Annotated in this window: 13 protein-coding genes; 7 read left to right on the plus strand and 6 right to left on the minus strand. The window is 66.9% G+C overall.

The window, feature by feature from the left end; all coding sequences use genetic code 11:
* Positions 1 to 106 precede the first annotated feature (106 nt).
* The 7 genes from AC3A6P_RS11380 to AC3A6P_RS11410 all read left to right on the plus strand — a co-directional run bounded on the left by AC3A6P_RS11380 (position 107) and on the right by AC3A6P_RS11410 (position 7,254).
* Positions 107 to 685, plus strand: coding sequence for a hypothetical protein (locus tag AC3A6P_RS11380; protein WP_487691589.1), 579 nt, complete (start codon positions 107 to 109; stop codon positions 683 to 685).
* Between the two features lie 344 nt (positions 686 to 1,029).
* Positions 1,030 to 2,295, plus strand: coding sequence for a glycosyltransferase family 4 protein (locus AC3A6P_RS11385; protein WP_487691590.1), 1,266 nt, complete (start codon positions 1,030 to 1,032; stop codon positions 2,293 to 2,295).
* A gap of 2 nt (positions 2,296 to 2,297) precedes the next feature.
* The gene (gmd, locus tag AC3A6P_RS11390) at positions 2,298 to 3,332 is read left to right on the plus strand and encodes a GDP-mannose 4,6-dehydratase (RefSeq protein WP_487691592.1); all 1,035 of its coding nucleotides are present in this window, start codon (positions 2,298 to 2,300) and stop codon (positions 3,330 to 3,332) included.
* Positions 3,329 to 4,303, plus strand: coding sequence for a GDP-L-fucose synthase family protein (locus AC3A6P_RS11395; protein ID WP_487691944.1), 975 nt, complete (start codon positions 3,329 to 3,331; stop codon positions 4,301 to 4,303). Before gmd ends, AC3A6P_RS11395 begins: the two co-directional genes overlap by 4 nt.
* Positions 4,300 to 4,836 (plus strand): LbetaH domain-containing protein, encoded by a 537-nt coding sequence (locus tag AC3A6P_RS11400; RefSeq protein ID WP_487691593.1) that lies wholly within the window; start codon positions 4,300 to 4,302, stop codon positions 4,834 to 4,836. The genes AC3A6P_RS11395 and AC3A6P_RS11400 overlap by 4 nt, the downstream gene beginning before the upstream one ends.
* Before the next feature lie 22 nt (positions 4,837 to 4,858).
* Complete coding sequence (locus AC3A6P_RS11405; protein ID WP_487691594.1) at positions 4,859 to 5,995, plus strand: glycosyltransferase; 1,137 nt, start codon at positions 4,859 to 4,861, stop codon at positions 5,993 to 5,995.
* Complete coding sequence (locus tag AC3A6P_RS11410) at positions 5,992 to 7,254, plus strand: hypothetical protein (protein ID WP_487691595.1); 1,263 nt, start codon at positions 5,992 to 5,994, stop codon at positions 7,252 to 7,254. Before AC3A6P_RS11405 ends, AC3A6P_RS11410 begins: the two co-directional genes overlap by 4 nt.
* A 6-nt stretch (positions 7,255 to 7,260) precedes the next feature.
* Here the strand turns inward: AC3A6P_RS11410 and AC3A6P_RS11415 are convergent, their stop codons facing one another.
* Genes AC3A6P_RS11415 through AC3A6P_RS11440 form a run of 6 tightly spaced genes read right to left on the minus strand, consistent with a single transcriptional unit; the run spans position 7,261 to position 13,395 of the window.
* Positions 7,261 to 8,016, minus strand: coding sequence for an SGNH/GDSL hydrolase family protein (locus AC3A6P_RS11415; protein WP_487691597.1), 756 nt, complete (start codon positions 8,014 to 8,016; stop codon positions 7,261 to 7,263).
* Positions 8,013 to 9,302 carry an O-antigen polymerase gene (locus AC3A6P_RS11420; RefSeq protein ID WP_487691599.1) on the minus strand — a complete coding sequence of 430 codons (1,290 nt, stop codon included), beginning with the start codon at positions 9,300 to 9,302 and terminating at the stop codon, positions 8,013 to 8,015. Before AC3A6P_RS11420 ends, AC3A6P_RS11415 begins: the two co-directional genes overlap by 4 nt.
* Positions 9,292 to 10,449, minus strand: a complete 1,158-nt coding sequence (locus AC3A6P_RS11425) for a YveK family protein (protein ID WP_487691600.1) — start codon at positions 10,447 to 10,449, stop codon at positions 9,292 to 9,294. The genes AC3A6P_RS11420 and AC3A6P_RS11425 overlap by 11 nt, the downstream gene beginning before the upstream one ends.
* Positions 10,450 to 10,474: 25 nt before the next feature.
* On the minus strand, positions 10,475 to 11,239 hold the full coding sequence (locus tag AC3A6P_RS11430) for an SGNH/GDSL hydrolase family protein (RefSeq protein ID WP_487691601.1): 765 nt from the start codon (positions 11,237 to 11,239) through the stop codon (positions 10,475 to 10,477).
* Positions 11,236 to 12,576, minus strand: coding sequence for a Wzz/FepE/Etk N-terminal domain-containing protein (locus AC3A6P_RS11435; RefSeq protein WP_487691602.1), 1,341 nt, complete (start codon positions 12,574 to 12,576; stop codon positions 11,236 to 11,238). Before AC3A6P_RS11435 ends, AC3A6P_RS11430 begins: the two co-directional genes overlap by 4 nt.
* 27 nt (positions 12,577 to 12,603) lie before the next feature.
* A complete protein-coding gene (locus AC3A6P_RS11440; RefSeq protein ID WP_487691603.1) occupies positions 12,604 to 13,395 on the minus strand; it encodes a hypothetical protein in 792 nt (263 codons plus the stop codon).
* Positions 13,396 to 13,401: the final 6 nt, after the last annotated feature.

Raw genomic sequence — 13,401 nt, forward strand, 5'->3', positions numbered from 1 at the left:
AGCTCGAGGTACGAGAGCGAGAGCGGGCCGGGCTGGTGATTTCGGCGCGTTCGTAACCGCTGAGCGGTTACGAACGCGCCGAAATCACGGGATAGGCTGCCGGGCCATGCGCATATTGCTCGCTCCGCTGTGGGTGCGGGCGGCCTATTGGGGCCTGGTGGGTGCCGTCATCGCGCTGCTCGGGGGTGCGTTCTCGGCGGGGTCGCACCGGCCGATCGTGCTGAACTGGCCGTGGGGCACCGTGGTGTTCGTGCTGGTGGCCCTCGGCGTCGCCGCCCTGCTGACCTGGCGCTCGCAGACCGCCCGCCTGCCCTACGCCGCGCAGGTGGAGGGGCTGACGCCGGCGCAGCGGTCGGCGGCCATCCGCGCGACCACCGCGGGACCGGCGCCCGAGGACCCCGAGGTTCTCAAGGCGGCACTGCGGCTGGGGCAGGTCTACCTCGATCAGCAGAAGACCAACCGCCGCCGCTACCAGGTGCTGATGGGTGTCCTCGTGGCGATCGCCCTGTTCCTGTTGGTGGTGGCGGCTGTCGAGGGCGATGCGTGGGGTCTGGTGTACCCGATCATCGTGCTCGTGGTGGTGCCGCTGACGCGGTGGTGGACCGAAGCAGTGGTACAGCGCACGCAGCGGCAGAACCGGATGCTGGTGAACGCCCGCCGATCTGCGCGCAAGAAGCGCGTTTGAACGTTCCGTGAATTGCTGGGCAACTTCGTGGATTGCCCGGGGCAGCATCCTCGGCGCGTGGCTGCGTTGCTGGCGTGCGCCCAAGGCCCTGCGGCAGTGCTGACTGCCGGCACCCCCAGCTAAAGTGCCGACGGTCTACAGCACACGTATGAAAGTGTGCTTCGACCAATCCGTTCAGTAGGTGCATCTGCAATCAATCCAGCGCCAAAATCCCAGTTCATCACGCTCTATCCATTTCTTTTCCCTGTTCGAGTTGCGCACCCCAACCATCGCGCTCATCCTTTGCTAGAAATCGTGTCGCAAGTTCATTTTCTTCTGGTACCGCCGGGCTGAGAGGTGAGGCAATGGATGCCTTCCGCGTGCTGATAATGGGACTCAACTACGCTCCAGAGCCGGCCGGGGTCGCCCCGTACACAACCGGTCTCGCCAACGGCCTGGCAGCCCGCGGGCACCGGGTCCGCGTCCTGACCGGACTGCCCCACTATCCCCAGTGGGCGATCGCGCCGGGCTACGAGAACGGCCGGCGGGTGAAGCCGGACGACGGGCCTGAGGTCACTCATCTGGTGCACCACGTGCCGCCGCCGGGCAGCCTCTCCGGTCGGTTACGGATGGAACTCAGCTTCGGCCGGCGCCTGGCCTCCTCCTCGTGGGGCACACCGGATGTCATCGTGTGTGTCAGTCCGGCGCTGCTCGCGACGGGCATGGCGATCGCCCGCGCGAAAACGCTGCGGCACCGACCCGGCATCGGCGTCTGGGTGCAGGATCTCTACGGCCTCGGCGTGGTGGAAACACAGACCGTCGGCAGCCGATCCGGTGCGGCGGTCGCCGCCGCGGAAAGAGCGATCCTGCGCTCCGCCGACGGCCTCGCGGTGATCCATGACCGGTTCAAAGCCAGTGTGGTGACCGGTCTCGGCATCCGCCCCGAGAAGGTCTCGGTGATCAGGAACTGGACGCACGTGAGTCCCTCCAATCCGAGCCGACGCGACCAGACCCGTCTCGAACTCGGCTGGGGCAGCGACGAGATCGTGGCCCTGCACGCCGGGAACATGGGCGCCAAGCAGGGGCTGGAGAACGTCATCGCTACCGCGCAATTGGCCCAAAAGCTGGGCGTGCGAGCGCGTTTTGTGCTCCTCGGCGATGGCAACCAACGCGCGAAGCTTGAGTCACTGAGCCGCGGTGTCGACACGGTGCAATTGCTGGCACCACTGCCCGACGACGAGTATCGCGCTGCGCTGCTCGCTGCTGACGTCCTGCTGGTCAACGAGGCACCCGGCGTCGGCGACATGGCCGTACCGAGCAAGATCACGTCGTATTTCACCTCCGGTAACCCGATCGTCGCCGCCACGCGAGCCGACAGCATCACCGCCTCGGAGATCCTGCGATCGGGCGGAGGCCTGGTGGTACCACCCGATGACCCGGCGGAACTGCTCTCCGCCGTGCGACAACTGGGCACCGATCCCGAGCTCGCGCGCCGCCTGGGGCAAGCAGGCGCCCGGTTCTGCAGCCAGAACCTGTCGATGCCACACGCCATCGACGAATTCGAAACCTGGATCGGCCAACTCGCTTCCACAACTCCACGCACGCCGGCCAATCACGAAAGGTCACTCTAGCGATGACGAAACGCGCACTGATCACTGGAATCACCGGACAAGACGGCTCCTACCTGGCCGAGTTGCTGTTGCAGAAAGGCTATGAAGTGCACGGCCTGATCCGCCGCGCCTCGAGCTTCAACACCTCCCGCATCGACCACCTCTACGTCGATCCGCACGACCCGAATGCCCGGTTGTTCCTCCACTACGGCGACCTCAGCGATGGGGTCCGGCTGGTCACGTTGCTGATGAAGATCGACCCGCACGAGGTGTACAACCTGGCCGCGCAATCGCATGTGAGGGTGAGCTTCGATGAACCTGAACACACCGCAGATACAACCGGTTTGGGATCAACTCGTATCCTCGAAGCTGTCCGCATGGCTGGACTGCACTGCCGGTTCTACCAGGCATCCAGCTCGGAGATGTTCGGCGCCAGTCACCCGCCGCAGAACGAAGAAACCCCGTTCTATCCTCGCTCGCCTTACGGGGCGGCGAAGGTCTACTCGTACTGGATGACGAAGAACTACCGGGAAGCATACGACATGTACGTGGTGAACGGCATTCTCTTCAACCACGAATCTCCCCGTCGCGGAGAAACTTTCGTCACTCGCAAGATCACCCGCGCGGTGGCCCGCATCAAAGCCGGCGTCCAGCAACATCTCTACATGGGCAACCTGGATGCGGTGCGCGACTGGGGTTACGCGCCGGAGTACGTCGAAGGGATGTGGCGGATGCTGCAGGCCGACGAGCCCGATGACTACGTGTTGGCCACCGGACAACAACACACGGTCCGAGACTTCCTCGAGTTCTCCTTCGAGTACGCCGGTCTCAACTGGGAAGACCACGTTCGCTTCGACGAGCGGTACTTCCGGCCCACCGAGGTGGATTCGCTGATCGGTGACGCCGGCAAGGCCGAGCGGCGGCTCGGCTGGAAAGCTCAGGTGCACACCCCGGAGCTGGCCCGGATCATGGTCGAGGCGGACACCCGGGCGTTGGGGCTGGAGGGCCGGCCGTGGATCGATCAGCCGGCGATTCCGACCTGGCGGCTCAGCGCATGACCGCCCTGGCCGAACTGTCCCGGGTTCCGCTGCAACGAAACGGCGTGACCTATATCGCCGGACACCACGGCATGGTCGGATCCGCGATCTGGCGCCGCTTCCAGCAGGCGGGCTTTCGCCGTCTGGTGGGGCTGTCGTCGAACGAGCTCGACCTCACCGACCGCAACGCGGTGCACGGCTTCTTCCGGGACACCTGTCCCGCCGTGGTGGTGATCGCCGCGGCGAAGGTGGGCGGTATCAACGCCAACAATTGCCACCCGGCCGACTTCCTGTCGCAGAACCTGCAGATCCAGCTGAACGTGATGGACGCCGCCCTGGCCGTCGGTACCCCGCGATTGCTGTTCCTCGGGTCCTCCTGTATCTACCCGAAGTACGCCCCACAGCCGATCCTCGAAAGTTCGTTGCTCACCGGGCATCTCGAGCCGACCAACGATGGCTATGCGATCGCCAAGATCGCCGGGATCCTGCACGTGCAGGCGGTGCGGCGGCAGTACGGGCTGCCGTGGATCTCGGCGATGCCCACCAATCTGTACGGGCCGGGCGACAACTTCTCGCTGGAAGGCTCCCATGTGCTTCCGGCCCTCATCCGGCGCTACGACGACGCCGTCCGCAGCGGGCAGCACAGCGTGACGAACTGGGGATCCGGCACTCCGCGACGAGAGTTCCTGCATGTCGACGACATGGCTGATGCCTGCCTGCACCTGCTGGAGCACTATGACGATGCGGCCCAGGTCAACGTCGGGGTGGGATACGACAACACCATCGCCAGGATCTCCCAGATGGTGGCCCGCGCAGTCGGTTTCGAGGGCCAGACGCGATGGGACACCTCGATGCCCGACGGGACACCACGGAAGCTGCTGGACGTGTCGCTGCTGCGCGAATCGGGGTGGACCCCGAAGATCGACCTCCACCAGGGCATCGCCAGCACCGTCGAGTGGTATCGCAGCAACCGCGATCGGGTCCGCAGATGACCACCCCGCGCCGGTCGCTGGCCGGATTCACCGGCGACGGCTACGACAAGGGCCGCGCTACCGTTGTCCAGCTCCTGTGGTTGGTGGTCTCGACCACCGTGCTCATGCCGTGGTGGTGTCCCGGCGCGGTGCGGGTGGCCGCACTGCGGGCGTTCGGCGCGCGAATCGGCCCGGGCACGCTGGTGCGCCACCGCGTCCGCATCCACTGGCCGTGGAAACTCCACATCGGCGCGAACTGCTGGATCGGCGAGGGGACCTGGATTCTCAACCTCGAGCCGGTCACCCTCGGCGATGACGTCTGCATCTCGCAGGACGTGTTGTTGTGCACAGGCAGCCACGACCGCCGCTCCCCCACCTTCGAATTCGACAACGCACCCATCCGCATCGACGACGGCGCCTGGATCGCGGCACGGGCCACCGTGCTGCGCGGAGTCAAGATCGGCGCCGACGCCGTGGTGGGAGCGACCGCACTGGTACGCACCGATGTCGCGGCGGGAGCGGTGGTCGTGGCACCCGGCGCCGTCGCGCTCTGATAAATGAACCGAGGACCACCACATGCGAATCCTCCACATCGTCACGCTGCTGTCCCCGGACTCGGCCTACGGCGGTCCCGTCCGGGTTGCCCTCAACCAATGCGCGTCCTTGAACGGCCGCGGACACCAGACCATGGTTGCCGCAGCTGCTCGCGGCTATCCCACGCCCCCCACCTCCCTGCAAGGGGTTGACGTGCAGGGGTTCCCGGCGAAGACCATGGTGCCCAACATCGGGTTCGCGGGCCTGCGGGCGGCGGGGATGACGCGCTGGTTGCGACGACACCTCCACGACATCGATGTGGCGCATGTGCACCTGGCCCGCGACTTCGTGACCCTGCCCGCCGCCCGCGTGCTCGCCGAGACCGGAACTCCGTTCGTGGTCCAGCCCCACGGAATGGTGGACCCCAGCAGCCGGCTGCTGGCCAAACCCCTGGACCGGGTGTGGACTCAGCCCACACTGGAAACAGCGGATACGGTGTTCTACCTGAATCCCCGCGAGAAGTACGACCTGAGGTCGGTGGCGCGGCGCCCGCTGTCTCTGCGGGAACTGAACAACGGTGTGCCCGAATCGGTTTCGCGGTCTACCGATGTGCGCCCCAGGCACCGGCCGGAAGTGCTGTTCTTGGCCCGGCTGCACCCGCGCAAACGTCCCGGGATCTTCGTCCAGATGGCTCAGCGCCTGCTCGAGGAGGGATTCGACGTCGATTTCACGATCGCGGGACCCGACGAAGGCGCCAAACGCGACATCGACCGCCACCTTGCCGTGAAACCCGACAGCCGGATCCGCTACGAAGGCTCGGTGGCCCCCGAGGACGTCACGACGCGACTGTCTGCCGCGACCATCTATGTACTGCCGTCGGTCGACGAGCCATACCCGATGAGCGTGCTGGAGGCCATGGCGGTGGGATTGCCGGTGGTGGTGACCGACAGCTGCGGGCTGGCCCCGATGATCACCGCCACCAAGAGCGGGCTGGTAGCCGGGCCCGACCTCGACTCGCTGGCCGATTCCGTACGCCAACTGCTCACCAACTCGCTGCTGCTGCGCCGGGCCAGCGCCAACGCCCGCCGAGCCGCGGCCGAGCGGTTGGGTATGGGACCGGTCACCGACATCCTCGAGGAGAGCTATCGTCGCGCTCTGGACGGACACCGCTCGGCGTGACCGACCCCGGGAAACCCGCGCCCCAGAACAGCAACACCCTGATCGGCCGGCGAACACTGCTGACCGCCGGGGCCGCCGCGACCGCGGGGGCCGTGGGGGCCGTGGTCGCCGGCTGCGGCGGGGCCGCCTCGGCGCCGAACTCGCCGCAGTCGGCGATCTGCGACGCTCCGCTCCCGTCACTTCCGCACCCCGTCGAGGGATTCGCCGTCGCGACAGATCCGGCATTCGCCGGGGGCGCCGACCCGACGTGGACGCGCGACTCCTCCGATGCCATCCGCGCAGCCGCGGCCACCGGGATGCCGGTGTATCTGCCGCCGGGGTCCTACCGGTTCCAGGGCCCCGGCATCGACGCGCCGGCACCCGCGATCTTCGGCGCCGGGCAAGGGGCCACCACCGTCTCCCTGCATCCGATGTCGTATTTCATCGACTCCAGCCAACCGTGGACTCGCCTCACGCTCACCGGGATTCGGTTCGACGGTGGCCTCGGCCACGTCCGTAACACCAGTAACCAGTCGAACGTGACCGATATGCACCGGGTATCCGATTGTGCCTTCATGGACTACAGCGGTTGCAGCATCTCGCACAACAGCACCGACCATCCGTACTGGAAGATCGAGAGGAACATCTTCCGCGCGTCGAACTACGTGTCATCGATCGGGATCGCGCTCTCCGGCCTGACCGACGGCACCACCATCTCCGACAACGCGTTCCTGAGCAACAGAGTTCACGTCAAACTCGCCGACGGCGGCAACAACGCCTACATCTACAACAACGACTTCCTGCGCTTCGGTCCTCGAGAAGGTGTACCGCGCATCGACGTGTGGTTCGTGCCGGCGGCAACCGAAGTCAATGCAGGCGCGGGGATGGTGCTGACGCGATGCAAATTCGGCAACGAGTTCCTGGACCGGGACGACCTCCGTATCGTGTACGCCGACGACTCCGCCGGAGAACTGACCAGCGTCCGGTGGCCGGTGCTGGACCAGCCGTCCGTGGGCTGGATCGCTGGGCACACGGTGACGCACGTGTTCACCAACGGCATGGGCGATTCCGCGCTGATACCTCTGGTGCGATCGACGACGTCGAACATCGTCGGCGGCTATTACGGGCCGGTGACCCAGGCCGGCAATACCGGCGCACCGATTCTCTCCAGCGTGAACCGATTGCGCGACAAGGGAAGGAGCAATGTCTTCGGACCACTGCTGAGGGCCAACAGCAGCACGGCCGACCTGCCGGAGTTGGTGGTGTCGGACACCGATTGAGCGCCGTCAGGGCTCGGACAGCGCCGTGTTGATCACCGCCCACAGCCGGTCTGCGAGATAGCGGTGCCCGCCGTCGGTGGGGTGCACATCGTCGGCGCCGATCAGCTCGGGGGTATCTGCCAGCCACGCTTCCTCCAGTGGGTCCACGTACGTGGCTCCCTCGGATTCCGCCGCTTCGCGCAGCACGTCATCGGTGGCCACGGCGGCGTCGCTGGGCGACGGGCCCGGCCACACCGGCCCCACCACGATCAGCTTCGCCGCCGGCGCTCGCTCACGAATGGTGCGCATCGCCTCCCGCGCCGCGGTGCCGAGCTCATCGAGTGACTGACCGACATCATTGGTGCCACCGAAGACGACAACCACCTCATCATCGGCGGTGATCGTGCGGTCCACCGCGTCCAGGAAGGTGACGCCGAACGGGCCCGGGTTCACGTAACCGCTCCCGCCGGTGGCGTCAACCGTCGGCGCAACGGATACGCCCTGCTCGCTCAGGCGGCGCCACACCAGTGCAGGCCAACCCCGTTCCCCCATACCGCCTTCGGCGGTGCCCGCCGTGTAGGAGTCACCGATTACGGCCACCGGCCGCCGGCGGTCCGCCGGCACCACAATGGCATCCGCATCGTTCTGGGCGGCCCACGCGCCCGCAACGTCCTTGGCCCCGGTCGAGCCGGTGGCCACCGCGATGCCGAGCGACACCACGATGATGACACTGCTGAGGACACCGGCGATCTGCCATCGGAGCGCCGAACGCTGCCCGATCATGACGGCACCACCGCACCGTAGGACAGCCGCGGTATCCGGACCCGCTGCCTGACCAGGTAACCCACCACACACAACACCAGCGCCACCGAGAAGACGCGCCACACCATCCGCGACGAATACTGAAGCGACAGAACCGAGATGATGGCGGCCAACATCAGTGGCAGGAACGCGAGGAAGCCGTACCTGCCGCGCTGGAAGTTGTACCCGGCGTAGCTGCACACCCAACCCATGAAACCGAACAGCCCCATCTGCCCCAGCCACCCGGTGGCGCCGAACCAGCAGCCGGCGAACGACAGCGGCACCCACTCATAGGGCCAGTAGCGCTCCAGTTCCATCGGCTGAGCCGTTCCGGGCAGGATGTTGGCGTTGCCGAGCAGCACATCCAATCCCACCTCGTAACGCACGGACTGTTCGGCGACGGGAACCGACGCGAAGATCGACGCGAGAAGCTGTTTGACCGGCAAGAGGTAGGAATCGGTCGAGGACTGTGCGTTGTCCACCACGGTCGAGACGACGGTCGGTATGTTGACCAGCCCGTGTTGCATACTCCGCGCCTGCAGCACCACCGCAAACGAGAAGACAGCGAGGACAACAAGACCCACGGCACCGAGCAATGACACCACACTGAACCGTCGCGCGACCACACTGTGCCTGATCATCAGGATGGCCCCCACCAGCGGGAAGATCAGGGCGGTTCGACTGCCCGTGCCGGCCAGGCCCACGAACCAGACGATCGACGACGCATAGATCGACAGCCGCATCACTTTGTTCTGTTCGCCGGCCGACATGCCGAGCAACAGCACTCCGACGACCATGGCCAGCGGGAAGGACGCGCGCAGCAGGAAGTCATTGCCGTTGTACTGGCCGTAGAACTCGCGATCGAAGAATGCCGAACCCACACCCGCCACCCAGGCGCAGAAGCCGCCGACCGAGATGGCCAGGAGGGTGAGTTTGGCCCGTTGCGAGGGCTGCCACACCGCCTTCTCGGCGGCGAACAGCGCCGGCACCCGAGGAACACAGAACGCGCCGGCGGCCGCACCGATGGCCGCCCAGCAGAACGCCTGCACGGCAAGGGAACTCTCGAATGCGGGGGCGATGACGCGCGGGGGCAGCCCGGCACCGCCGGCGTCCTTGGCCCACTCCCAGATCGGGCCGCCCAGCGCCGCGGTGAACATGACGGCCGCCATCGTGACCGCCGGAACCGCAGCACGATTCACCCGCAGCATCCACCACAGCGATCCCCCGGTGGCGATTCCCGCCGCCAGCACCAGCGCGCTATTGAACACCGTGGCCTCGTCCGTGCGAATTCAGCACGGGGTCAGGTCCGCGCGCTGCGGTCCCCCCGCCGGGACCTGCCGCGGCCGCGGGGGCCCGCTTCGGCGACCCGTCGACGATGAAGACACCTTTGACCGCGGTGCCGTGCGCCTCCAGGATCGCGCACACGTCGGCAACCGAACGGACCAGGGTGACACCCTTGCGGCAGACCAGAATCGTGTCGAACGGCCGCGAGAACAGCAAGGAGGCCTGGCGGCCGTCATCGAGCAGGGTGGGTGCCACGAACACGGTGTACTTGGCGTCATCGACATCCACCACGTCGACCTCCAGCAGCGGTGTGCTCCGAAGGGGGATGTCGCGACTCGTCGCCGAATCGACAAGCTGGTCGACGAACTGCGCGCAGCCGTCAGACGCGGTGGCCGCCACGAACAACAGTGGCGCCGGCCGCGGTGAACCCAGGATCAGCGCCTGCGCCCGTTCCAGGTCGATCGATGTCCCGCTCAGTCGCACCGTCTCGACGAACGGCGTGGCGATCAATTTCCGCAGCGCATCCGGCGCGCGTACCACCGGGTGCTTGCGGTTGTACCACACGCTGACCAGGGCACCGATCCCCGCGCCGAGCACACCCGAAACAGTCAGCAGCAGTGCGGGTTCGAGACCCATCTGCACCGCGGGAAGCTGGTCCGGCGGGGTGACAACGCCCACCGTCGGCCCCTCGCGGACACCACTCTGCGCCTCGACGGCTTGAGCGAAGTCCGGAAGTGCCACGCCGTAGGCCTTCGCCAACGCGACCGCGGATTCGGGCGTGGGCCCCGTGACGTCGATGCGGATGAGAGACGTCTGGTGAATGGCCGTGGCGCTGACCCGATCCGTGATCTCGGCGGCAGACAGGGGAACATCGAGGGATTGGGCCACCGCCGTCAGCAGGGGTTCGCTGGTGATCAGCGACAGATACAGCTGCGCACGGTTGGACGCGTACTCGTCGCCCATCACCGCATCGGTGGGGCTGGAGCTCACAGGTGGAGCGATGTAGACGGTGATGCTCGCCTGATACGACGTGCCCGGCAGGTAGGCGACGGCGGCGCCGCCCAGCAGACCGAGCAGCAGCCCCGCCATCATCATCAGTCCGGCTCGACCCAAATGCCTTGTCTTGAGCATCAACTCGACTCCCTCACTGGCCGGCTCATCGTCCCGCCCTGCTGTCCATCGCCCAGACGACCACCGGTGACATCAGGTCGGCGATCCTGGTGTGTCCGGCGTCGGTGGGATGTACGTTGTCCTGCCCCAGAAGGCCCACGCCGACGCTGAACCAGTGGTCGGCGATGGGGTCGATGAACCGCGCCGCAGCTTCGCCGGCGGCCGAGGCCACCGCGTCCCTGATCGAGAGGAGCTGCCGGGGTGGATCGTCGTCCATCCAGGTGGGCCCGACCACCACCACCGAGGCAGCGGGCGCGATCGCGGTGATTCGTCTGTAGGTCTCCGTCGCCGCCGCCTTGACGTCGACGGGTGCGGCCACGATGTCGTTGCGGCTACCGCAGATCACCACCACATCGGTTGCCGGCCCGACCAACCGGCTGACCTGGTCGGGGAAGGTGAGCCCGGTCCCGCGCGCCACGTAACCCGACCCGGCGCCGGTGGAGGTGTCGGTGATGACCCTCGCTGGCCGTGCCTGGTTGATCAGCGCCCCGATCTGAGCGGTCCAGTTCTTGTCGCCTCGTCCGCCCTCGTCGGAACCGGCGGTGAAGTCGCCGATCACCACGATCTGTTCGTCGAAGAAACTGGCGGCGCCGTTGTCCGGGGCCGCCGTCCCTGGGTTCGCGTCGCCGGTGAGAGGCAGCACCGAGAACCGGGGTGGTTGAGACGCATTCACGCGATGCGCGACGGCCACGCCCAGCAGTGTGGTCACCACCATCAGCAGTACAGCGGCGACGGTGCCGATGGTCTTCATTGCACCGCCACCTCCACCTTGGCGGGCGCTGCTTCGGCCAGCGGACCGGACGACCGAACACTGCGGCCGGCCTGGGCGCCGGCCCGGAACAGCGCATTGCGGGCGTGGACGGCGACGATCCCGATCACCGGAATCCCCATGCCCTGCAGCAGATACACCGCGTCGTGCAGATCCGGCAGCAGCGTGTGCCTGAAGGTGACGACGAGCAGACACGAATTCGCCTGTGCGGCAAGTGTGATGGCGGTGGGTGACACGAGCAGCGGCGGACCCGCCACCACGGTGTGCTCGGAGCGGGTGTCGAACACCGCGCCGGCCTCACCGAGCGTGCGTCTCATGATCAACGTGTCGATCCCGTCGGCCTTGGTTCCGAGACCGACGTGCGTGAGGTTGTTGACCGCGCCGGCCTCCGCGCAGTCGCCCCAGGACGCCTCGCCGGCAAGGACATCGGTGAACCCGGCCACCGCGCGGTGCTCGCCGTCCGGACGCGCCCACACCGCGGTCACGGTGCGTCCGTAGGCCGCCAGAGCCGCGCCGAAACCGCCCGCGAGCCGCCCGACAACACTGTCGGAGGCGGCGTCGAGTCCTGTGACCAGCACCGCCCCCGACCCTCGCCCATCTGCCGTGCACCCCAGTGCGATCCTGCGGAAGGTGGCATCGCCGGCCTGGAGCACACCCTCTCGGGACTGCACGGTGCCGCGGTACGGCAGCCCGGCCCGGGCGATCTGACCGGCGTTACGGATCACCTCGTCGGTGCGGTCCCGGTACAGCGCCAACAGTGTGCCTGCGATGAATCCGGCCAGCCCCGCCAGCAGCGCAGTGCTCAGGGGGTTGCCGACGCGCGAGACCGCCGGTGGATCGCTGGTGAGGTTCACTCCGGTCAGTGAGCCGTCCCGGCCGGGTTGTTCGAGTTGGGCCACATACTGTTTGAAGACCTGTTCGACGGTCGCCAGGATCCTGACCGCGTCGTCGGCCGAGGGCGCGGTCACCGAGACCACCAGCATCGGCATCGCCGCGGAGATCTGGGCGTCCAACGACGCTCGGATCAGCTCCGGCGTGAACCGATCGCCCAGAGCGTGCGCGGCCCGGGTGGCCACCTCGGCGCTGTCGATCAGCTGGGCGTAGGTGGGCGCGCGGAGTTGAGCAACGCGCTCACCGCTGTAGGCGTCCACCGCGGTGCCGAGACTGCCGTAGGTGGCGATCATCACCCGGCCCTGCGCCGTGTACTGCACCGGACCGGCCAACGACCACGCCAATGACACCGACGAACCGAGCAGGGTGCAGATCACCACAATTCGCCAGCGGTGACCCAGTACCCGGAAAATCTCTTGAATCTCCACACACTCCCCCTTGCTGTAAACCAGCCCTCACCACGCGTGGACGTCGACGAAATACGACCGGTGATCACTGACCGCAACCTGTTGGAACACCTGATACGTCACGACCGACCCGCGGTTGGTGGTGATCCGGCTGTCGCTGTACACCCGCGTCCGGCCGTCAGGCCCGTCGATCCGCGCGACACCCTTGTCGTAGTTGATCTCGATGGTGATGCGGTACGCGGTGTCGTCGGACAGCCTCTCGGCGAAGGTCTCCGATCCGACGCTGGCCACCCGGCCGTTGTTGACGACGCTGAATTCGATCTTGGTGGGGGTGATCACCACGTGACAGGGCGAGGTCAGGTTCGACATGGCCGTGTCATCCTGCGGCGCATCAACACCGACGATGATTGCCGCAGAGCCGTTGTCGGTGCTACCGGGCCGGAACCCGAACTGCGCGGCCACCTTCGACACGGCGTCGGGCAGATCGGCGGAGATGTACCCCGAAGCCGGTCCTGCCGCCACGGCATTGTTGGTGAGCTTGCCGTCGCTGATCCTGAGCTCGGCTCCAGCGGCACCGTTGGTGGATTCGAGCCACGGTTGCCCGCTGTCGGCCACCAGCACCGGACCGTTCGGCAGCACCGCGAAGTTCTGGAACAGAACCGGTCCCGTCGCCGGGGTGATGCCGCGGTACAGCGCGACGGTCACTGCCGCCAGGACCACCGCGGTCACGACACCCAACAAGTACGCCGCCCCCAACGCCGCGTCGGTCCACTTCTGCGCACGGCCCAGAATCGGTGCTGCCGAGATTGTTTCAGTTTCGCCGGGAGATGGCTCCTCCAAGACGGC

It is taken from the genome of Mycobacterium sp. Soil_C_30, assembly GCF_057656995.1.

Coding starts and splice junctions, on each gene's coding strand:
- AC3A6P_RS11380 (WP_487691589.1), top strand. CDS start 107: ATGCGCATATTGCTCGCTCCGCTGTGGGTGCGGGCGGCCTATTGGGGC.
- AC3A6P_RS11385 (WP_487691590.1), top strand. CDS start 1,030: ATGGATGCCTTCCGCGTGCTGATAATGGGACTCAACTACGCTCCAGAG.
- gmd (WP_487691592.1), top strand. CDS start 2,298: ATGACGAAACGCGCACTGATCACTGGAATCACCGGACAAGACGGCTCC.
- AC3A6P_RS11395 (WP_487691944.1), top strand. CDS start 3,329: ATGACCGCCCTGGCCGAACTGTCCCGGGTTCCGCTGCAACGAAACGGC.
- AC3A6P_RS11400 (WP_487691593.1), top strand. CDS start 4,300: ATGACCACCCCGCGCCGGTCGCTGGCCGGATTCACCGGCGACGGCTAC.
- AC3A6P_RS11405 (WP_487691594.1), top strand. CDS start 4,859: ATGCGAATCCTCCACATCGTCACGCTGCTGTCCCCGGACTCGGCCTAC.
- AC3A6P_RS11415 (WP_487691597.1), bottom strand. CDS start 8,016: ATGATCGGGCAGCGTTCGGCGCTCCGATGGCAGATCGCCGGTGTCCTC.
- AC3A6P_RS11425 (WP_487691600.1), bottom strand. CDS start 10,449: ATGCTCAAGACAAGGCATTTGGGTCGAGCCGGACTGATGATGATGGCG.
- AC3A6P_RS11430 (WP_487691601.1), bottom strand. CDS start 11,239: ATGAAGACCATCGGCACCGTCGCCGCTGTACTGCTGATGGTGGTGACC.